Genomic DNA, 19,212 nt, shown 5'->3' with positions numbered 1-19,212 from the left:
GGTTAGATAGATGGCTAAGTTATTAAAGGGAAAAGATGTTGTTGAAGCATTAAATGAAAAGCTTTCAAAGGATGTTGAGGAATTAAAGGCAAAAGGGATTACACCTACTCTTGGAATTCTTAGAGTGGGAGAACGTCCAGATGATTTATCATACGAGCGTGGAGCGTTAAAGCGATGTGAGCAGGTTGGCGTAGAGGTAAAGGTATTTGCTCTTCCAGAAGATGTATCAGAAGAAGACTTTTTTGACACATTAGATAAATTAAATAATGATATAACAATACATGGAATCCTTATGTTCAGGCCTCTTCCAAAGCATATCGATGGAGAGAAAGCCAGAAAGCTTTTATGTGCCGATAAGGATGTAGATGGTTGTACAGATTTATCTCTTGCTGGAGTATTTACTAATACTAATCTTGGTTTTGCTCCTTGTACAGCTGAGGCAGCAATGGAGATTTTAAAGTTTTATGATGTCGCTCTTTCTGGAAAGAAGGTGGCTGTAATTGGTCGTTCCCTGGTAATAGGTCGTCCAGTTGCGATGATGCTCATGCATGAGAATGCTACAGTAACTATTTGCCATACAAAGACAGTTGATGTTTCAACTATTACAAAAGATGCCGATATAGTAGTTGTAGCATCAGGACAGATGGAAAGCGTAGGAGCAGATTATCTTAAAGAAGGGCAGACTGTTATCGATGTGGGTATCAGCTGGAATGATAAGAAGAACAAATTGTGTGGTGATGTGATTTTTGATGAGGCAGAGCCAATTGTTGATGCAATAACACCTGTTCCAGGTGGTGTTGGCGGAGTTACCACAAGTATTCTTGTGAAGCATGTGGTTGAATCTGCACAGCGCGTTCATATATAATATATACAAAGATTTGAATTTGGGGAGAATACAATGAAACTTCAACAGCTTGAGGCTGGTCAGGTTGTAACACTTGAAATCCTGGTTGGTGACTCATCTTTTGAATTGAAAACTGAGGTAGTTGGAACCAACGCTGGAACAGGAGCGTTGGTTAAGCCTTATGTATACAATGACACGGTTGTGGATTTTACTCAGGGGTCTCCTAAGAGTATGTCGTTTTCGTTGCACTGTATTGATCCAAAAACTGGTGGTAGGGTAGTTTGGAAAAATGTTGCAGTTCATCTTGTTAAATTCAAAGGCGTTGATTATTACGCTATAGATTCCAGTGATTTCGGAACAATAGCTGCATCCAGCGAAAGACGTGAGGATGTGAGAGTCATGGTTAAGAAGCCTGGCTCAGCCATGATGGAAGATGGTAGAAGATTTGCTGTCACAGTTTTGGATGTCAGTGATAGAGGCGTGTCATTTGTGGGAAATGCCAATAGGGTTACTATTGGAGATAAAGTTGAGATTAATTTTGCTGACGTTGCACACAAAATTGATATCAGTCTTGGAATTATGGTTCAGATAGTTCGTGCCGAGGTACATAAGGACGGTATTCTTTATGCAGGAAAGGTCCTCGAAAGGGATAATAAACTTCTTGCATATTTATGTTTTAAGGGAATGGATCGTAAAGCAAACAACTAAGCATAAAGGTGACGTTGATGGCGGACGACAACAAACTAAAACAAGAATTATTGTATATGGCCAGCATTACTTCCAAATACGATTTTACAAGAATGGAAGTTGTTGAGGGGATATTGAGGCTAGAAAACGAACGACGAATTCTAGACTCTGTTTTTGGTCGTCGTTTTAAGACTCGTATATTCGATATAGCAGCTGGTGTTAAGATAGATGATACCTGTGTCCTTTGCGGGCAGCATGCAGATAATCGTGTTATATGTAATCACTGCATGGAGACTATACTTGGCAGTGATTATGCTAAAAATAAAATCAAGAATAAACAAACTAAGAGATTTAAATTGCCTACTATAGACTTTTCAAAATTTAAATTACCGGAGATAAAGCTTTCTAAGGTTAAGATACCGGAGATAAAGCTCCCTAAATTAGAATTCCTAAAGACCGAGGAAATTCCAGATAATAGAAAAAATTCAGTCAAAATATTTCAATACGCAGCGGTAATTTGTTTAACCTTGATTTTATTTATGCAAATATGGCTGTTAGCAATTGCGTTTTCACTTCCAAGTTATAATCCTACTGTAGAAGCTAAGGTTTCTGATAATGAGCCCGTTGCTGTTTCTGATATTGAAGCAGCCAAGTTGCAACTTCAAAAGGATTTTCCAGAGGATCAGGGGTATACCATTACTTTTGCTAGAGAGGACACAGATTACGCAGGTAGATTCTTGGTAGACAGGGGGGATTGTTGTCTGGAAGTGGAAGAACAGCTTTCCGATGAGGAAAGATACGACTACTTTTTTACCGAGCCAATATTTATTTTTTATATTTCTTATAACGAAGATGATGCTGGAAAAGTAGGCATGGCAGAGGTAAATCACACAGGCTCAATCCTTGTAATGGGCTCCTTTAACGATGGTAGAAGGACAGATAGTTTCTATAGATACAGATAATAATATAATCAGACAAAGCTTAAAATTTGGTCATTTGACCGTCACATCATAAACATATTTCTCTGATACAATCCTTAAGACTTCAGAGAGGTTAGTTTTATTTTTTGAGGTTTTTATGAGATTAAGAGCAGAGGAAGAAGCAAGATTGAATTCTATTCTTGCGCCTATTAAGAATGATGAACGTGTTCAGGATATGAAGAATTATACCCAACACGGAAGAATTACTACATATGATCATGTGGAAAGTGTAACGAGACTTAGTTATTGGATCAATAACAGATTCCATATCGGTTGTAACGAAAAGGTGCTTTCCATAGGAGCATTTTTACACGATTACTATTTATATGACTGGCATGAGACAGATGGAGGCCATGGTCTTCATGGTTTTTCTCATTCAAACACAGCCAAAGAAAATGCCAAAGCACATTTTGGAATTGGTGTACATACACAAAATGTAATTGAGAGTCATATGTGGCCTTTGAATATTACAAAATTGCCTAGATGTAGAGAGGCTTGGGTGGTTTGTTTGGCTGACAAGTATATATCTACTAAAGAAACACTATTGTGTAGATAAATATACAATATTTTACATTTATGGAGCATTGTTCTATTGCAATGCTCCTTTTTAAATGTTATAACTGTATTATCAGAACTAGAACAGTTGGTGCCTAGTTCTAGAAATTTTCTTGGGCGAAAGGAAATGTTATGAAGAAAAGAATAGTCATATTTCTTATTGTGGCAGCAATAGTAGCTGGCGGCGCTTTTGCTGTTCTAAAATCAGGTCTAATTGGCAGCGGTTCTGCTGTTTCGGATTCCTCATCTGAAATATATGTAATGTCATTATCTGAAATTATGGGTGAAAACAGCTCATATTCTTCGGATGTATTTATGGGGATTGTTGAGGGACAGGAATCTACATCTGTAACTAAGAGTTCTGAGCGAGAGCTTGACCAGGTCTTCGTTTCTGAGGGTGATACAGTTTCCGTAGGTACACCATTGTTCTCATACAAATCTGATAGTCTTGAAGCCGAAAATGTTCAGTATAATTTCTCAATTGAAAGTGAGAATATCAATATTAACGAGACAAACAGAAATATTGAGAAGCTTACAAATGATTTGGCAAAAATCAAAGGTCAGACTGACGAGGACAAGGAAAAGCGTGAGGACTTGGCAAATCAGATTGAAGGTTTAAAGCATGACATTGCCATTGCACAGAATTCTATTGCACAGACTCAGGCTAAGATTGAAGAGAATAATAAGAAGATTAAAAATGCTACAGTTTCTTCTACAGTCGATGGTGTTATCACAAAGATAGCAGACGATACTAATCCTTACACATCTGATGGTACTTTTATTACTATCCTTGCATCTAAGGAGATGAGAGTTAAGGGTCAGATTAACGAGCAGAATGTTTGGTCAATCAATGTTGATGAGCCCGTTACACTTCGTTCTAGAGTTGATAAGGAAAAGACCTGGAGTGGAACAATCACAAAGATTGATACTGAGTCAAAGCAGGAAAATAATACAGATAATTATACGGGCGGAGTTTCATCAGAAGATAGCTCTACTAAATATCCATTTTATGTTACATTGGATAATAGCGAAGGTCTCATGATGGGACAGCATCTATATATCGAGCTTGGTCAGACTAGTGCTCCAGAGATGGATTTTTCCGATGGAACATATTTATACGATTACTACATTGCTTATGATGAAGAGGGTAATCCTTTTGTTTGGGCAGATAAGAATGGCAAGCTTGTAAAACAGAGCATCGAGCTTGGCGATTATCACGAGGAGCAGATGGTATATTCGGTATCAGGTATTGATAAAGACACCAAGATTGCATATCCAATGGAAGATATGACAGAGGGTATGCGCACAGTTAGTACTGTTGAGGGAGAATAGTGATGATAGTAAAGCTTGAAAATATTAATAAAGTGTATGGTGAGTCGGGCAGTGAGACTTCCGTACCTGCTTTAAATAATGTTTCCCTTTCAGTAGACGAGGGGGAATATGTTGCTATAATGGGACCTTCTGGTTCTGGTAAAAGTACATTGATGAATGTTATTGGATGTTTGGATAAACCTACATCAGGCGTTTATTACTTCGGAGAAAAGGATGTCCTTAAGATGAAGGACAGACAGCTTTCAGATTTACGCCTTAACTCTATAGGCTTCGTATTCCAGAGTTTTTATCTTATGAATGAGGAAAATGCCATTGAAAATGTAGCTCTTCCACTTAGTTATGCTGGTGTTTCAAAGCGTGAGCGTGAGCGTAGAGCAGTTGAAGCCCTTACAAGAGTAGGACTTGCAGACAGAGTTAAATTCCGCCCTAATCAACTTTCAGGTGGTCAGAAGCAAAGAGTTGCCATAGCAAGAGCAATTGTTAATAATCCAAAGGTTCTTCTTGCTGATGAGCCTACAGGTGCTCTTGATCAGAAATCAGGTGCAGCTATTATGGAGCTTTTCCAAAAGCTTAATAACGAAGGTACAACAATTATTATGATTACCCATGACGCTAATATTGCCAGTCATGCAAAGAAGACTTATCGAATTGTTGACGGACAGTTATTTCATGGACTAGAGGAGGGCACTCATGAAGAAGACAATTAAAATACTCCTCATTCTTGTGGTGCTGGCAGCTTTAGTTACTGGAGGACTATACTTCGGATACAATTACAAGCAAGGTAAAAAGGTTGTTAAGGTCGCACCTTTATCTAATATGGGAACAGACTCATATTGGGGTGATGACATACAGAGCTTTGGTCAGGTAACAGCAGATAAATCTCAGATGGGATATCTTCCTACAAAGGCTGAGGTTTTAAGCGTTAACGTTAAAGAGGGAGATCATGTTGATGAGGGGGATGTTATTTTATCCGTAAAGAAGGAAACACAGGATATTAATAACAAAAAGCTTCAGATTGCAAAGGCTACCCATGACCTTAGTGTTGAGCAGCTTAAGCTTGATCGTCTTATGAAGACAGAGCCAGCTCCTGATTATGTGTACTGGCAGGATGTTTATGCAGATTATGAGTATGTAGAGGCAATAGAGTATAAGGCTTCTGGTAGTATAACACTTGGTAATGAAAACTATCAGGATGGAGATACAGTTGCTGAGGAAATCTTTGACATTCATGGCGATTCTTTGGGATTTAGCTATTTAGTATATAGCTGTGATGCTAGTGGTGCCCGAAGAAAAGATGAAAGTGGAAAAGATATCTATGAAACTAAATCTGCAGATGAAAGTACTGTTTCTGAAATAAAAAGTAAAGCTTCCAATGGTGACTTAACAGCTAAAGAAAGAAAAACTACTCAGAACTACCTGCGTAGTACAACATATTTTGACTATGATACAGGAAAGCTTGTCGGTGAAACAAGCTATGATATTGATGGAAAGGTTACTACCGAAAAGAAACCACCAGATGGGATGAAAGCAGATGAGCTTAATGCTGCTATAGCTGATGCACAGGATTCTATCAAGAAGCAGGATTTGGAGATTCGTAAGCTTCAGTATGAGCTTGAAACAATGGAAAATACTACCGACACAGGTGATGTTGTTGCTAAGGTTTCAGGTACTGTTTCTAAGGTTCAGGATATTAATAACTACAATACTTCACAGCCATTTTTTGTTGTAACAGCTACTGATGAGTATTATATCTCCGGAAGTATAGGCGAGTTTTACCTTGATCAGTTAAAGATAGGCGATACAGTTTCTATTTCTTGCTGGGATAATGGCGCTACTGCTGAAGCTAAAGTCATTTCTATAAGTGATACTCCTGCAACAGACGGAGGAAACTTCTGGTCTGAAGGCAATTCTAATAGTAGTAACTATGAGTTCAAGGCCAGCTTTGATAAGAACAGTGGCATTGAAATTGGGTCAGCCGTTGATATTTCCATTACACCTTCAGGACAGGAAGAAAAGGGCATTTACATTCCAGTTTACCTTATCAGAAAAGATTCAGGTGGAAGTTATGTAATGAGAATGAATGATTCTAACAGACTAGAAAAAGTATATGTTAAAGTTGGAAAGACTGTATGGGGTTATCAGACTCAGGTTAAGTCTGGATTAACAATGGATGACTATCTTGCATTCCCTTATGGTGATGGCGCTATTGAGGGTGTTCAGTGTGAGCAGGTAGAATATTTAGAAGATGATGGAGGCTTGGGATAATGTTTGAAAATATACGTTTAGCGTTTAGAGGTATATGGACTCATAAGCTCAGGTCTTTCCTGACAATGCTTGGTATTATTATTGGTATCGCGGCTATTATTGCCATAGTATCTACTATTGAAGGTACAAATCAGCAGATTAAGGAGAACCTTATTGGTTCTGGCTCAAATACTGTTGATATTCAGCTCTATCAGAATGATTGGCCTTATGAAATGAGCTATAATGCGCCACCTTACGGTGTTCCTCAGGTTTCAGATTCGCTTATGGATGATATCAAAGCAATTCCAGAGGTTAAATCAGCCAGCCGATATACCGTGCGAAATATTTATGATGGTGTATATTATCAGAATGCATCTATGAATGGTGGCTATGTAAAGGGTGTTGAGACGGACTATTTTAGTACAGCTAATTTAACAGTAAAACATGGTAGATTGTTTACTGATAAAGAAGTAAATTCGTATAAAAAGGTTTGTGTTATAGATGAAGCTATAGTTTCTACACTTCTTCAAAACGAAGATCCTATCGGAAAAGTAATCGAGATAGGTGGAGATTCCTATGTAGTTGTAGGTGTTGTTGCAGCTCGTTCTACATTTGAGCCTGTTATTAATACTATGGCTGATTATGAGACTTACAAGCAGGATGAATCTGGTGAAATTTATATACCAGTTAGTGATTGGCCAATAAGTTATCGCTATGATGAGCCTGAAAATGTTCTTGTAAGAGCTAATTCTACTGATGACATGACACAAGCAGGTAAAAAGACTGCTGATATCTTGAACGGCAATATTCATCCTGATGACAGCAGCATTAAATATCAGTCAAAGGATTTGCTTGAGCAGGCTACAAGATTACAGCAGCTTTCTTCATCAACTAATTCCATGCTTATTTGGATTGCCGCAATATCACTCTTAGTTGGTGGTATTGGTGTAATGAATATCATGCTTGTATCTGTTACAGAGCGTACTGCTGAGATTGGTTTGAAGAAGGCTATTGGTGCACGCAAAACTAAGATAATGTGGCAGTTCCTTACAGAAGCAGCTGTGCTTACTTCTATGGGTGGTGTACTTGGAGTTGTAAGTGGAATAGGTCTTGCAAAGATTATTTCTATTATGAGTGGAACTCCAATTGCTATTTCATGGCCAGCTGCTATGATTGCTGTTGTATTTTCGATGGTCATCGGAATTGTATTTGGAATCCTTCCAAGTCACCAGGCAGCAAATCTTAATCCTATAGATGCATTGAGGACAAATTAAGCCTTCCCCTTGAGGGGAAGGTGCCCCAGAGGGGCGGATGAGGTGTATTGTGAAATTTATATCATGGAACGTTAACGGACTTCGCGCCGTAATAGGTAAAAACTTTTGGGAATTTTTTGACAGCATTGATGCAGATATTATGGGCCTTCAAGAAATAAAGCTTTCTGAAGGTCAGATAGAGTGTGAGAAGGAAGGCTATCATGTGTACTGGAATTATGCCGAAAAGAAGGGGTATTCCGGAACCGCAATCTTCACAAAGAAGGAGCCTATTTCTGTAACCTATGGAATTGGCATAGAAGAGCATGACCATGAGGGCCGAGTTATTACTCTTGAGTTTGAAGATTATTACTTCATTACCTGTTATACTCCAAATTCCCAGAATGAGCTTAAGAGACTTGATTATCGTATGGTCTGGGAGGATGATTTCAGAGCATATTTGTGTGAATTAAATAAAAAGAAGGGTGTTATTCTCTGTGGTGATTTAAATGTTGCTCACGAGGAAATCGACCTTAAAAATCCAAAGACTAACAGAATGAATGCAGGCTTTACAGACCAGGAGCGTCAGAAGATGACAGAGCTACTGGAGGCTGGTTTTGTTGATAGCTTCAGACATTTCTATCCAGACCAGACAGATATTTACTCTTGGTGGTCATATCGCTTTAGGGCCAGAGAAAAGAATGCAGGATGGCGTATTGATTACTTTATCGTATCTGCGGATATGAAAGACAGAATGAAAGATGCCAAGATACATACTGATGTATTTGGTTCTGATCATTGTCCGATAGAATTAGATTTTGAATAAAAAAGGCGCGAAAGCGTCTTTTTTTGTTTCTCAGAAAGAATTTATCGTAAAACAATAAAAAGTTGTTGCAAAACAAAAGTTGTAGTGTTATAACATCTTTAGAAAGAGTTTTAGGAGGACTAGTGATTTTATGGACAACAAATTAAACAAATTCGTAAAGACGATACTGGATATATGCTTTTTCATTGGATTGATTATGGAAATAGCAGTTCCTTTTGGTCTTAAGTACGCAGTGAAGCTTGTTATGAAGTTTTGGGGTGAAACAACGGAGTATGCCCAGATATTAGAGCATTATCCATATGCGGTAGTTTCCATAATGCTTGTTGGAGCATCTACCCTTATGATTCTCTGGGAGCTTAGAAAGATGATGAAGACAGTCATTCGTGATGATTGCTTTGTTCAGGAAAATGTTAGCAGTCTGGTTCGTATGTCAATATATGCATTTGTCATTGGCGGACTAAAGCTTCTAAGATGCTTTGTTTATTTCACACCGGCGGCTGTTATTATTGCTGGAGTGTTCATTTTCGCAGGCTTGTTTAGCAGGGTGTTGGCTTGTGTTTTCGATAAGGCAGTTAGTTATAAGCAGGAAAATGATTTGACTATTTAGTTTGGATAGATTGGGAGCTACGATGATTGTTATAAATTTAGATGTCATGATGGCAAAAAGGAAAATAGGATTGACGGAGCTGGCTGGTAAGGTGGGCATTACCTTAGCGAATCTTTCAATCCTTAAAAATAATAAGGCTAAGGCAGTTCGTTTAGAAACCCTTGATGCAATTTGTAAGGCTTTGGATTGTCAGCCAGGAGACATTTTAGAATACATAGAAGATGATACAGAAGAGAACGCAGAGTCTTAAAGGAGGATGTTATGGCGGAGATTTACACAGGACCAAATTATTCAGAGTCAGAAATAAGGGATATGGTAAAGGAAATTAAACCTGCTGTTCAAAAGGTTGAGCTTGAGGAACAAAAGGGCAGTGCAGAGGTATTTCGTAAATACGGAATTATTTCTTTGATTTTTTCTATCGTTTATACTTTTTGCTTGTATAGAAATCATTCAGGAATTACATATCCAATTTTTATGTTGATAACATTGGTGTTACTACATTTGCTTAGAAAAAAGGATGGATTGTCTTTGATAAGATCTCGCAGTGGCAATAAAGTCCTTGGAATATTTCATGTAGTTTCTCTTATGCTTTTGTCGATTCATAAATGTATGACTACTAGTGGAGCATTATTGTTTTTAGATGCAGTAGCAATTTTCCTGCTTTTCTTTAGTTTTGTTTTATATCTCTATATAGATACCACAGGCTGGGATATAGCCTGCTGGTTTGGAGGAATTATAGTTTCTATATTTTTGCCATTTGCACATTTTCTTAATCCATTTTTTGACCTTGGACAGTGGTTTAAAGGCAGAGGTGGAGAGATTAATAATGAAAAGAAGCAGGTTATCTCGGCGATTGTTATTGGTATTATAGTTGCCATTCCAATGCTATTTATTGTTATATCACTATTAAGTTCAGCAGATATTGTTTTCAATCGCTTACTTGAAAAGATGGTAGAATCAATTCACCTGCCTGATAATTTTGGGGATATAGTAGGAATTATATGTACTTTATTACTAGCATTTTTAGCAGCTTACCTTATTCCATATGTCTTAGATAGGGGAGATGTGAAAATAAAGGCTCGTGGAGAAGGAAAAGAAAATCCTATTATAGCCATTACTTTTTCATCAATTATCGGAGTTGTATACCTGGTATTTTGTCTTATTCAAGTAGTGTTTTTATTCACTGGCTCTATGAAGCTTCCTTCCGGATACACATATGCTGAATATGCACATGAAGGTTTTTATCAGCTTCTCGCCGTGTGCTTGATTAATGTTGTTATGGTTTCTGTATGCACAAGAGAGTTTAAGAAATCAAAGGTACTAAATTGGGTGATGTTTTTCATTGGGGCCTGCACTTACATTATGATTGCATCAGCAGTTGTAAGAATGGTTATGTACATCCAGGTTTATAATCTTACATTCCTTAGACTATTTGTATTATGGTTTTTGGCAGTGCTTTGTGTATGGCTTGCATTCTTGATGGTGGCAGTTTTAAATAGAAGCTTTCCTGTATTTAAGGCTTGTATGATAGCTATTACAGTAGCTTACATATGTTTCGTATTTGCGAATCCAGATTATCAGATAGCAAAGTATGATCTTACTGTTGTTGAAAATCGTGCCTATGAAGATAAATATGCCAAGATTGATGAATATGGATCAGTTACTGACTATATTTTAAGTAGCCTTTCTACTGATGCAGCACCTGCTCTTGTAAACGATGAAAATCTTCTCCACAAGTTTGATTTACACATTACAAGCAGGGATAAATACGCTAAGAAAAACTATGAGGGCTTTAGAAAGTATAATTTCTCTTATGCAAGAGCACAAAAGTTGTTTGGAAAATAGAGGAGAATTCTCATGACTAAACGTAGAATAGTAATGATAGTAGTTCTTACTATGCTTGCATATTTCATATTGTTTATTTCCTTAAAATGGTTAATGCATATTCCAAGTTATTATTTTAGTTCAGGGTATTTAGATGGGACTCAATTAGCAAAGGCTATTTATCTTCTTGATTTAAAAGATGTCTATGTTACTGAATTATATAATGATTCAGGAGGGTTTCATGGAGATGGTATAGAGCTTTATTCTGTGGATTATGATGAAAAAAAGATTAATATAAGTACATGGAGTGAGATACCTGATGAAGAATATGAAAATCATATTAGATTTTGTTTATCAGAAGATAATAAAGATTTAAATGATTATCTTATTAATATCAGTACTGGAAAATAGTATCTTGCTGATATGAACCCAAATGATAATTATAGCGAGAATTATGTACTTGGAATATATGATGATAGACATGAGAAAATCTATATTTTAATAGTAAACACCTAAAAATTTAAAAAGTAATGCTTTATATAACGTAATATGTGCTATTATAATTTTAGAATCCATGGGAGGTGGTTGTGATGACAGACAAAAATAAAGAAGCAACTTTCGTAGTGCATATTAATAAATGTGAAAACGAAAGCTGGCAGGGCCAAGTTACATGGGCGGATCGCGATGAGAAGATTAACTTCCGTAGCGCAATGGAGCTCATGAACATTATGGATGCGGCTCTTGATAGTGAGGAATAATCGAAAAATTATAGTTTTACAAGAATTAAGAAACCCTAGTAGCTATCAAGCTCTTAGTGTTGCACAAGTGAAGCTTTCCTCAGCTGAACTGTGCAATATATAAGGCTTGAGAGCGTAACTAGGGTTTTATTGTTTATTTCATATTTTTATTTTCCTGTAACTTCATGGCACGAACCTTGAGTGGGAGTCCCCATAATGTGATAAATCCCTCTGCATCATGGTGATCATAAAGATCTCCAGTTGTAAAGCTTGCAAGGCTCTCAGAGTAGAGTGAGTAAGGTGATGTTGTACCAGCCTTAATGATATTTCCCTTGTAGAGCTTGAATTTAACTTCACCTGTAACATATTCCTGTGTAGACTTTACAAAAGCCTGAATAGCATCACAGAGTGGTGTAAACCATTTTCCTTCGTAGCAAACCTGAGCAAGCTTGTTGCCCATTTCTTTTTTCATTTCCATTGTCGCGCGGTCGAGACAAAGCTCTTCAAGCTGAGCGTGTGCCTCCATAAGGATAGTGCCGCCTGGTGTTTCATATACACCACGAGACTTCATACCTACAACACGGTTCTCTACAATATCAACGATTCCAATACCATTTCTTCCGCCAATTTCATTGAGCTCTTTAATGATATCAGATACCTTCATCTGTTTTCCATTTACAGAAGTTGGAACACCTTTTTCAAAAGTCATTGTTACATATTCAGCCTTATCGGGAGCTTTCTCCGGTGGAGTAGTAAGTACAAGAAGGTGATCATAGTTTGGCTCCTGTGAAGGATCTTCAAGCTCAAGACCTTCATGACTGATGTGCCAAAGGTTTCTGTCACGGCTGTAAGACTGATCTGTTGAGAATGGAAGGTCGATGCCGTGAGCCTTACAATAATCAATCTCATCCTGACGTGACTGAAGCTTCCATTTATCATTTCTCCAAGGAGCAATTACCTTAATATCTGGAGCAAGAGCCTTGATACCAAGCTCGAAACGAATCTGATCATTTCCTTTACCAGTAGCACCATGGCAGATTGCTACAGCACCTTCTTTTCTGGCAATCTCAACAAGCTTAGCAGCAATTCCTGGACGAGCCATAGCTGTACCAAGAAGATATTTATTCTCGTAAATAGCACCAGCCTGTACGCAAGGTACAATGTAGTTATCACAGAAGTCATCAACAATATCTTCTATATATAGTTTAGAAGCACCAGATGCCTTGGCTCTTTCTGAGAGACCATCTAATTCTTCACCCTGTCCGCAATCGATACAACAACAAATAACTTCATATCCATAATTCTCTTTGAGCCATGGAATGATAGCAGTGGTATCAAGACCACCTGAGTAAGCAAGTACAACTTTTTCCTGTGCCATAATAGTTCTCCTTTATTTATTGAATTATTTTTTATTCGTTTGAATTTGAACAAATCATACACCACTTAATTTGATATTTCAAGTGCAAATTTATGCATAATTCGAGAATAAAAATGAATTATGTTAAAATTATACTTGATTTGTTCGAAATATAGATGTATATTTATGCAAATTTATTTTATAAAATTTCACTGTAGTACTTTACTTTGTGAAAGTGAAGTACTACAATCATATTAAATTATTCCAAGTCGTTTTGGAAGTGAAAAATTACTCAAATTAAGAAAAGGAATGGACAGCTATGATTAAGGTGGGAATTATTGGTGCTACCGGTTATGCGGGAGCAGAAATTGTTAGGTTGTTGTACAGTCATCCAGAGGCCAAAATCGTTTGGTATGGTTCAAGATCATATGTAGATGAGCGATTTGCTTCTATATATAAGAATATGTTTACCTTGGTTGAGGATAAATGTTTTGATGATAACATAGTTGAACTATCAAAGCAGGTAGATGTTATTTTCACAGCTACACCGCAGGGATACTTAGCCGGAGTTCTTACAGAAGAGATTCTTAATAACTGTAAGGTCATAGATCTTTCAGCTGATTTTCGTATTAAGGATGTTGCTACATATGAAAAGTGGTATGGCATCGAACACAAGTCGCCTCAGTTTATTGAAGAAGCTGTTTATGGCCTTTGTGAGATTAATAGAGATAAGGAAAAGGGAGCAAGACTTATTGCTAATCCAGGTTGTTATACTACATGCTCGATTCTTACTGCATATCCTTTAGTGAAGGCAGGGCTTATTGATCCAACAACACTTATCGTAGATGCGAAGTCAGGTACATCAGGTGCAGGACGTGGAGCAAAGCTACCTAATCTTTATTGTGAGGTAAACGAAAGCATTAAGGCATATGGTGTTACATCACATCGTCATACACCTGAAATTGAAGAACAGCTTGGATATGCTTGTGGTCAGGAGATTATGATTAACTTCACACCACATCTTGTTCCTATGAATAGAGGAATTCTCGTTACAGAGTATGCAAGCCTTGTGAAGAAGGATGGAAAGCTTCCTACAAAGGAAGAGGTTATGAAGGTTTATCATGATGCCTATGATAACGAGTTCTTTGTTCGAGTTCTTGAGTATGGTGAGTGCCCAGAAACAAAGTGGGTAGAGGGAAGCAACTTCGTGGATGTTAGTTGCAAGATAGATGAGAGAACAGGCCGAATCGTTATGATGGGAGCACTTGATAATCTTGTTAAGGGTGCTGCGGGACAGGCTGTTCAGAATATGAATATTATTTTTGGATTTGATGAGAAGATGGGACTTGATTTTGCACCAATGTTCCCATAGGTGTTTTAGGTTAGGAGTTTTATTATGGTTACAACAAAAGAAAGCATTAATGTTTCATTAGATTTAGGGGTACATATGAACTACACGATTAGAACTATGGAAGAAAATGATTATGATGAGGTATACAAGCTTTGGACTACTATCCATGGTTTTGCAATGCGAAGTCTTGATGACTCTAGGGAGGGCGTAACCAGAGTGCTTAAGAGGAACCCTGGACTTTCCGTGATAGCAGTTTCAGATAATAAAATTGTAGGTTCTATTTTAGTAGGACATGATGGCAGACGTGCCTGCTTCTATCATGTATGTGTTCATGAGGATTATCGTAAACATGGTATTGGTAAAGCAATGGCTTCAGAGGCTATGCTTCGACTTAAGGAAGAGGGTATTAACAAAATCCAGCTTGTTGCTTTTAAAGAAAATAAGCTTGGTAATGGTTTTTGGCAGGCAGAACAGTGGATTATGCGCGATGATTTAAATGTTTATGATTTTGTATTAAACGAAGAGAATATTACAGCTTTTAACAAATAGGAGAAGAATATGAAAGAGATAAAAGGTGGTATTACCGCGGCGAAGGGCTTCAAGGCTGCTAGTTGCGCGGCAGGTATCAAGTATCAGGGACGCACTGATATGGCAATGGTTTACTCAGAGGTTCCATGTGTAAGTGCTGGTACATTTACAAGTAATGTAGTAAAGGCTGCATGTGTTCAGTGGGACATGAATATCGTAAAAGCGAATAAGCCAATGCAGGCTGTTGTAATTAATTCTGGTATAGCAAATGCCTGTACAGGTCAGGAGGGCTTTGATGCCTGCGAAGCTACAGCAAAGGGTGTTGAAAAAGCTCTAGGCGTAAGCTTTGATTCAGTAGCAGTTGCATCTACAGGAGTTATTGGAATGCAGCTTCCAGTAGATAAGCTGGTAGCTGGCGTTGTGGCTATGGCACCTGCACTTGATGATAGCATCGAAGCAGGAACAGCAGCATCAAAAGCTATTATGACAACAGACACAGTCAATAAAGAAATTGCTGTCGATTTTCAGGTGGGAGGAGTTACAGCCACTCTTGGTGGAATGAGCAAAGGCTCAGGAATGATTCATCCTAACATGTGCACCATGCTTGCGTTCCTTGGCACAGATGTGGCAATCGAAAAATCTCTTCTTCAGAAGGCAGTAAGTGAGGTGGTTGCTGATAGTTTTAACATGATTACTGTTGATGGAGATACATCTACAAATGATACATTACTTTGTATGGCAAATGGTCTGGCTGGAAATACGACAATTAGTAGCGAAGGTGCAGATTATGAAAGTTTCAAGGAAGCTCTTACATTTGTATGTACGAATCTTGCAAAGAGAATGGCGGCTGATGGCGAGGGAGCAAGCAAGCTTTTTGAGGCAAAGGTTGTAAATGCAAAATCAGTAGCTGATGCTAAGACTCTTGCAAGAGCTATTGTTGGTTCAAATCTTTCGAAGGCAGCTATCTTTGGATGTGATGCAAATTTTGGACGTTTCCTTTGTGCTATGGGTTATTCAGGAGCAGATTTTGACCAGAACGATGTGGAGCTGTTTTTCAAAAGTGTTAACGGTGAGTTGAAAGTTTTTGATAAAGGAACACCTATCGTATTTGATGAGGATAAGGCACTTGAAATTATGAAAGCTGATGCGGTTACAGTTTATGTTGATATGCATGAAGGTGATGCCGAGGCTACAGCATGGGGTTGTGACCTGACATATGACTACGTAAAGATTAATGCTGATTATAGATCATAGGAGGATAGGAAGATGGATAGCAGTATGCAGCCAATTTTGGATAAGGCCCAGGTTTTAATTGAAGCTTTGCCATATATTCAGAGATTTAATCGCAAGATTATGATTGTAAAATACGGCGGAAGTGCCATGGTGGACGAAGAGCTTAAAAAGCAGGTCATTCAGGATGTTACATTGCTTAAGCTTGTTGGGTTCAAGCCTATCATTGTTCATGGCGGTGGCAAGGAAATCAGCAAGTGGGTAGAAAAGAATGGTATCAAGCCTGAATTTATCAATGGTCTTAGAAAGACGGATGAAGCAACAATGGAAATTGCTGAAATGGTTTTGAATAAGGTTAATAAGTCACTTGTTCAGAATGTTCAGTCCCTTGGCGTAAATGCTATTGGTGTATCTGGAAAAGACGGCGGCCTTTTAAAGGTAGATAAGAAGCTTTCAGATGGACAGGATATTGGCTTTGTTGGAGAAATTAAAGAGGTTAATCCAAAGATTCTTTTGGACCTTCTTGAAAAAGATTTTCTTCCAATCGTATGTCCTATCGGAATGGATGACAATTTTGAGACCTACAATATAAATGCGGATGATGCGGCTTGTGCTATTGCCAAGGCTTTAAATGCCGAAAAGCTTGCCTTCCTTACAGATATCGAGGGCGTATATAAAGATAAGGACGACCCATCAACACTTATTTCTGAGATGACAGTTGATGAGGCGAGAGCACTTATCGGAGATGGATACATAGGTGGTGGCATGCTTCCTAAGCTTACCAATTGTATTGATGCCATCGAGCAGGGTGTAAACAGAGTGCATATTTTAGATGGAAGAATTGCTCATTGTCTGTTACTGGAATTCTTTACTAACAAAGGTATTGGAACAGCTATTATCGGAAATAAGGACACGAGGTATTACGATGAATAAGAAGGAATACATTGAAAAAGCAGAAAATAATTTACTACATGTCTATAATCGTTTTCCTGTAATTTTTGATTATGGCAAGGGCGTTCATTTATATGATGAACTGGATCAGGAATATCTTGATTTTGCATCTGGAATTGGTGTAATGGCATTTGGATATGGAAATGAAGATTATGAAGATGCACTTATCACACAGCTCAAGAGAATTACTCATACGTCAAATCTTTACTATCATATTCCAATGATTGAGGCTGCAGAAAAGCTTTCCAAGGCTTCAGGAATGGATAAGGTTTTCTTTACAAATTCAGGAGCAGAAGCAATCGAAGGCGCGCTTAAAACTGCAAAAAAATATGCTTATACAAGAAGAGGTGCAGGAGATTATGAGATAATTGCCATGGAAAATAGTTTTCATGGTCGTACAGTGGGTTCACTTTCAGTTACAGGAACTGACCATTACAGAGAGCCATTTTATCCATTGATGTCTGGTGTAAAATTCGCGACCTTCAATGATTTTGGCTCAGTTCTTGCTAATCTTTCTGATAATACCTGTGCTATTATTATGGAGACTGTCCAGGGAGAGGGCGGTTTGTATCCTGCAGATAAAGAATTTTTGCAGAAGGTTCGTCAGCTGTGTGATGATGAAGGAATCCTTCTTATCTTAGATGAGATTCAGTGTGGCATGGGACGCACCGGAAGCATGTACGCATTCCAGCAATATGGCATTAAACCAGATATTTTAACCACAGCAAAAGCGCTTGGTAATGGTGTGCCAGTTGGAGCCTTTTGTGTAACTGATAAAGTGGCTGAACAGTCATTGGTTCCAGGTGACCATGGTACCACCTATGGAGGAAATCCGCTTTGTGCTACAGCAGTCTCACAGGTGTTTGACATGTTCCAGGAATATAAGCTTACAGAACATGTTCAGGAGATAGCTGCTTATTTAGAAGATGTTTTGGATGTATTTGTAAATAAATACGATTTCGTAACTGAGAGAAGAGGTATGGGACTTATGCAGGGCTTGGTTCTTACCATTCCAGTTAAGGATGTTGTTTCCAAGGCGTTGTTGGAAGAGCATCTCGTTGTTTTATCGGCAGGAAAAGATGTTCTAAGACTTTTGCCTCCATTGGTAATCACAGAACAGGATGTTGATGTATTTAAAGAAAAACTTGAGAGAGTATTTGATTCTTTCCTTTAAATATAAGGAAAAACACGGCTGAGAAGAATGTTATGAAAAAATCTACCGAAATAATAACGTAAAACTATTGTAATAAATGAAGATATTGGCTACAATGTACAAGTGATACTGACATTTCCTATCTAATTATTTATTTAGAATAGGAGATAGAATGAAAAAATATTTATTACTTGTGCTTTGTAGTCTTTTGTTATTTACAGGTTGCGGGCACGAATCATATTTTCAATCCACAGAATTGATTAAGGAAGCAGAAGATACTATTGAAGAAACCTCTTCTGATATATCAGATGTGGTCCCACAGATTATATATGTTCAGGTTGCAGGAGCAGTTCAAAAACCTGGAGTATATGATTTGCCATTCAATTCGAGGGTCTATGCAGCTATTGATGCTGCAGGTGGTCTGTTAGATTCAGCTGACGATTCGGATATTAATCAAGCCGCTCTTCTTGAAGACGGGCAGAAGATTTATGTCTATTCCAAAGAGGAAAAGGAAGAGCTTTTATTATCGGAAGAGAACGCTGAGGACGATGGATTAATCAATATAAATACTGCCACTGAATCAGAACTTACATCTCTTCCAGGTATTGGTCAGGCAAAGGCATCACAAATAATTTCTTATAGAAATGCCAATGGTGATTTTAGTACCATAGAAGATATTAAAAATGTGTCTGGAATTGGTGATGGTATTTTCAATCAAATTAATTCACTAATAAAAATTTAGTAAATCGAGGATAA

Annotated in this window: 21 protein-coding genes; 20 read left to right on the top strand and 1 reads right to left on the bottom strand. The window is 37.8% G+C overall.

The window, feature by feature from the left end; all coding sequences use genetic code 11:
• Positions 1-10 precede the first annotated feature (10 nt).
• From BUA88_RS06595 to BUA88_RS16330, 14 genes are all read left to right on the top strand, one after another.
• Positions 11-865 carry a bifunctional 5,10-methylenetetrahydrofolate dehydrogenase/5,10-methenyltetrahydrofolate cyclohydrolase gene (locus tag BUA88_RS06595; protein WP_072914653.1) on the top strand — a complete coding sequence of 285 codons (855 nt, stop codon included), beginning with the start codon at positions 11-13 and terminating at the stop codon, positions 863-865.
• 33 nt (positions 866-898) lie between these two features.
• Positions 899-1,552: a PilZ domain-containing protein gene (locus BUA88_RS06590; RefSeq protein ID WP_072914651.1), complete on the top strand. Its 654-nt coding sequence runs from the start codon at positions 899-901 to the stop codon at positions 1,550-1,552.
• A gap of 17 nt (positions 1,553-1,569) precedes the next feature.
• Positions 1,570-2,493 carry a hypothetical protein gene (locus BUA88_RS06585; RefSeq protein WP_072914648.1) on the top strand — a complete coding sequence of 308 codons (924 nt, stop codon included), beginning with the start codon at positions 1,570-1,572 and terminating at the stop codon, positions 2,491-2,493.
• 115 nt (positions 2,494-2,608) lie between these two features.
• Entirely contained in the window at positions 2,609-3,067 is a 459-nt protein-coding gene (locus tag BUA88_RS06580) for an HD domain-containing protein (RefSeq protein ID WP_072914643.1), read from the top strand.
• Positions 3,068-3,198: 131 nt separating this feature from the next.
• Complete coding sequence (locus tag BUA88_RS06575) at positions 3,199-4,398, top strand: efflux RND transporter periplasmic adaptor subunit (protein WP_072914638.1); 1,200 nt, start codon at positions 3,199-3,201, stop codon at positions 4,396-4,398.
• A gap of 2 nt (positions 4,399-4,400) precedes the next feature.
• The gene (locus BUA88_RS06570) at positions 4,401-5,105 is read left to right on the top strand and encodes an ABC transporter ATP-binding protein (protein ID WP_072914633.1); all 705 of its coding nucleotides are present in this window, start codon (positions 4,401-4,403) and stop codon (positions 5,103-5,105) included.
• The gene (locus BUA88_RS06565) at positions 5,089-6,663 is read left to right on the top strand and encodes a biotin/lipoyl-binding protein (protein WP_072914629.1); all 1,575 of its coding nucleotides are present in this window, start codon (positions 5,089-5,091) and stop codon (positions 6,661-6,663) included. Before BUA88_RS06570 ends, BUA88_RS06565 begins: the two co-directional genes overlap by 17 nt.
• Positions 6,663-7,916: an ABC transporter permease gene (locus tag BUA88_RS06560; RefSeq protein ID WP_072914625.1), complete on the top strand. Its 1,254-nt coding sequence runs from the start codon at positions 6,663-6,665 to the stop codon at positions 7,914-7,916. Before BUA88_RS06565 ends, BUA88_RS06560 begins: the two co-directional genes overlap by 1 nt.
• Before the next feature lie 49 nt (positions 7,917-7,965).
• The gene (locus tag BUA88_RS06555; protein ID WP_200798850.1) at positions 7,966-8,718 is read left to right on the top strand and encodes an exodeoxyribonuclease III; all 753 of its coding nucleotides are present in this window, start codon (positions 7,966-7,968) and stop codon (positions 8,716-8,718) included.
• A gap of 130 nt (positions 8,719-8,848) precedes the next feature.
• Positions 8,849-9,325 carry a DUF2975 domain-containing protein gene (locus tag BUA88_RS06550; protein ID WP_072914616.1) on the top strand — a complete coding sequence of 159 codons (477 nt, stop codon included), beginning with the start codon at positions 8,849-8,851 and terminating at the stop codon, positions 9,323-9,325.
• 22 nt (positions 9,326-9,347) lie between these two features.
• Positions 9,348-9,575: a helix-turn-helix domain-containing protein gene (locus tag BUA88_RS06545; protein WP_072914611.1), complete on the top strand. Its 228-nt coding sequence runs from the start codon at positions 9,348-9,350 to the stop codon at positions 9,573-9,575.
• Between the two features lie 11 nt (positions 9,576-9,586).
• Positions 9,587-11,170 (top strand): DUF4153 domain-containing protein, encoded by a 1,584-nt coding sequence (locus tag BUA88_RS06540; RefSeq protein ID WP_072914607.1) that lies wholly within the window; start codon positions 9,587-9,589, stop codon positions 11,168-11,170.
• 12 nt (positions 11,171-11,182) lie between these two features.
• Positions 11,183-11,560: a hypothetical protein gene (locus BUA88_RS06535; protein WP_072914603.1), complete on the top strand. Its 378-nt coding sequence runs from the start codon at positions 11,183-11,185 to the stop codon at positions 11,558-11,560.
• 179 nt (positions 11,561-11,739) lie between these two features.
• Entirely contained in the window at positions 11,740-11,907 is a 168-nt protein-coding gene (locus BUA88_RS16330; RefSeq protein ID WP_200798849.1) for a hypothetical protein, read from the top strand.
• A gap of 133 nt (positions 11,908-12,040) precedes the next feature.
• Here the strand turns inward: BUA88_RS16330 and BUA88_RS06530 are convergent, their stop codons facing one another.
• Entirely contained in the window at positions 12,041-13,264 is a 1,224-nt protein-coding gene (locus BUA88_RS06530; protein WP_072914598.1) for an argininosuccinate synthase, read from the bottom strand.
• 298 nt (positions 13,265-13,562) lie between these two features.
• Here BUA88_RS06530 and argC point away from each other — a divergent pair, with 298 nt between their 5' ends.
• The 6 genes from argC to BUA88_RS06500 all read left to right on the top strand — a co-directional run bounded on the left by argC (position 13,563) and on the right by BUA88_RS06500 (position 19,198).
• Entirely contained in the window at positions 13,563-14,615 is a 1,053-nt protein-coding gene (gene argC / locus BUA88_RS06525) for an N-acetyl-gamma-glutamyl-phosphate reductase (protein ID WP_072914594.1), read from the top strand.
• A gap of 75 nt (positions 14,616-14,690) precedes the next feature.
• Positions 14,691-15,143, top strand: coding sequence for a GNAT family N-acetyltransferase (locus tag BUA88_RS06520; RefSeq protein ID WP_072914728.1), 453 nt, complete (start codon positions 14,691-14,693; stop codon positions 15,141-15,143).
• A gap of 9 nt (positions 15,144-15,152) precedes the next feature.
• Entirely contained in the window at positions 15,153-16,376 is a 1,224-nt protein-coding gene (gene argJ / locus BUA88_RS06515; protein WP_072914590.1) for a bifunctional ornithine acetyltransferase/N-acetylglutamate synthase, read from the top strand.
• A 12-nt stretch (positions 16,377-16,388) separates the two neighbouring features.
• Entirely contained in the window at positions 16,389-17,285 is an 897-nt protein-coding gene (gene argB / locus BUA88_RS06510; protein WP_028246882.1) for an acetylglutamate kinase, read from the top strand.
• Positions 17,278-18,477 (top strand): aspartate aminotransferase family protein, encoded by a 1,200-nt coding sequence (locus BUA88_RS06505; protein ID WP_072914587.1) that lies wholly within the window; start codon positions 17,278-17,280, stop codon positions 18,475-18,477. The genes argB and BUA88_RS06505 overlap by 8 nt, the downstream gene beginning before the upstream one ends.
• 151 nt (positions 18,478-18,628) lie before the next feature.
• A complete protein-coding gene (locus tag BUA88_RS06500) occupies positions 18,629-19,198 on the top strand; it encodes a helix-hairpin-helix domain-containing protein (RefSeq protein ID WP_072914583.1) in 570 nt (189 codons plus the stop codon).
• Positions 19,199-19,212 lie beyond the last annotated feature (14 nt).

The sequence above is a fragment of the Pseudobutyrivibrio xylanivorans DSM 14809 genome (assembly GCF_900141825.1).
GTDB classification, from domain to species: domain Bacteria; phylum Bacillota; class Clostridia; order Lachnospirales; family Lachnospiraceae; genus Pseudobutyrivibrio; species Pseudobutyrivibrio xylanivorans.
Note: the sequence above shows the minus strand (reverse complement) of the source record. Positions and strands in the feature narration are given on the sequence as shown.

What these genes read in the sequence shown, in the direction of transcription:
- BUA88_RS06530 (WP_072914598.1), bottom strand. Translation starts at nt 13,264, where the DNA reads ATGGCACAGGAAAAAGTTGTACTTGCTTACTCAGGTGGTCTTGATACC.
- BUA88_RS06560 (WP_072914625.1), top strand. Translation starts at nt 6,663, where the DNA reads ATGTTTGAAAATATACGTTTAGCGTTTAGAGGTATATGGACTCATAAG.
- BUA88_RS06545 (WP_072914611.1), top strand. Translation starts at nt 9,348, where the DNA reads ATGATTGTTATAAATTTAGATGTCATGATGGCAAAAAGGAAAATAGGA.
- BUA88_RS06585 (WP_072914648.1), top strand. Translation starts at nt 1,570, where the DNA reads ATGGCGGACGACAACAAACTAAAACAAGAATTATTGTATATGGCCAGC.
- BUA88_RS06505 (WP_072914587.1), top strand. Translation starts at nt 17,278, where the DNA reads ATGAATAAGAAGGAATACATTGAAAAAGCAGAAAATAATTTACTACAT.
- BUA88_RS06575 (WP_072914638.1), top strand. Translation starts at nt 3,199, where the DNA reads ATGAAGAAAAGAATAGTCATATTTCTTATTGTGGCAGCAATAGTAGCT.
- BUA88_RS06590 (WP_072914651.1), top strand. Translation starts at nt 899, where the DNA reads ATGAAACTTCAACAGCTTGAGGCTGGTCAGGTTGTAACACTTGAAATC.
- argJ (WP_072914590.1), top strand. Translation starts at nt 15,153, where the DNA reads ATGAAAGAGATAAAAGGTGGTATTACCGCGGCGAAGGGCTTCAAGGCT.
- argB (WP_028246882.1), top strand. Translation starts at nt 16,389, where the DNA reads ATGGATAGCAGTATGCAGCCAATTTTGGATAAGGCCCAGGTTTTAATT.
- BUA88_RS06595 (WP_072914653.1), top strand. Translation starts at nt 11, where the DNA reads ATGGCTAAGTTATTAAAGGGAAAAGATGTTGTTGAAGCATTAAATGAA.
- BUA88_RS06535 (WP_072914603.1), top strand. Translation starts at nt 11,183, where the DNA reads ATGACTAAACGTAGAATAGTAATGATAGTAGTTCTTACTATGCTTGCA.
- BUA88_RS06540 (WP_072914607.1), top strand. Translation starts at nt 9,587, where the DNA reads ATGGCGGAGATTTACACAGGACCAAATTATTCAGAGTCAGAAATAAGG.
- BUA88_RS06520 (WP_072914728.1), top strand. Translation starts at nt 14,691, where the DNA reads ATGAACTACACGATTAGAACTATGGAAGAAAATGATTATGATGAGGTA.
- BUA88_RS06550 (WP_072914616.1), top strand. Translation starts at nt 8,849, where the DNA reads ATGGACAACAAATTAAACAAATTCGTAAAGACGATACTGGATATATGC.
- BUA88_RS06500 (WP_072914583.1), top strand. Translation starts at nt 18,629, where the DNA reads ATGAAAAAATATTTATTACTTGTGCTTTGTAGTCTTTTGTTATTTACA.
- BUA88_RS16330 (WP_200798849.1), top strand. Translation starts at nt 11,740, where the DNA reads ATGACAGACAAAAATAAAGAAGCAACTTTCGTAGTGCATATTAATAAA.
- BUA88_RS06565 (WP_072914629.1), top strand. Translation starts at nt 5,089, where the DNA reads ATGAAGAAGACAATTAAAATACTCCTCATTCTTGTGGTGCTGGCAGCT.
- BUA88_RS06580 (WP_072914643.1), top strand. Translation starts at nt 2,609, where the DNA reads ATGAGATTAAGAGCAGAGGAAGAAGCAAGATTGAATTCTATTCTTGCG.
- BUA88_RS06570 (WP_072914633.1), top strand. Translation starts at nt 4,401, where the DNA reads ATGATAGTAAAGCTTGAAAATATTAATAAAGTGTATGGTGAGTCGGGC.
- argC (WP_072914594.1), top strand. Translation starts at nt 13,563, where the DNA reads ATGATTAAGGTGGGAATTATTGGTGCTACCGGTTATGCGGGAGCAGAA.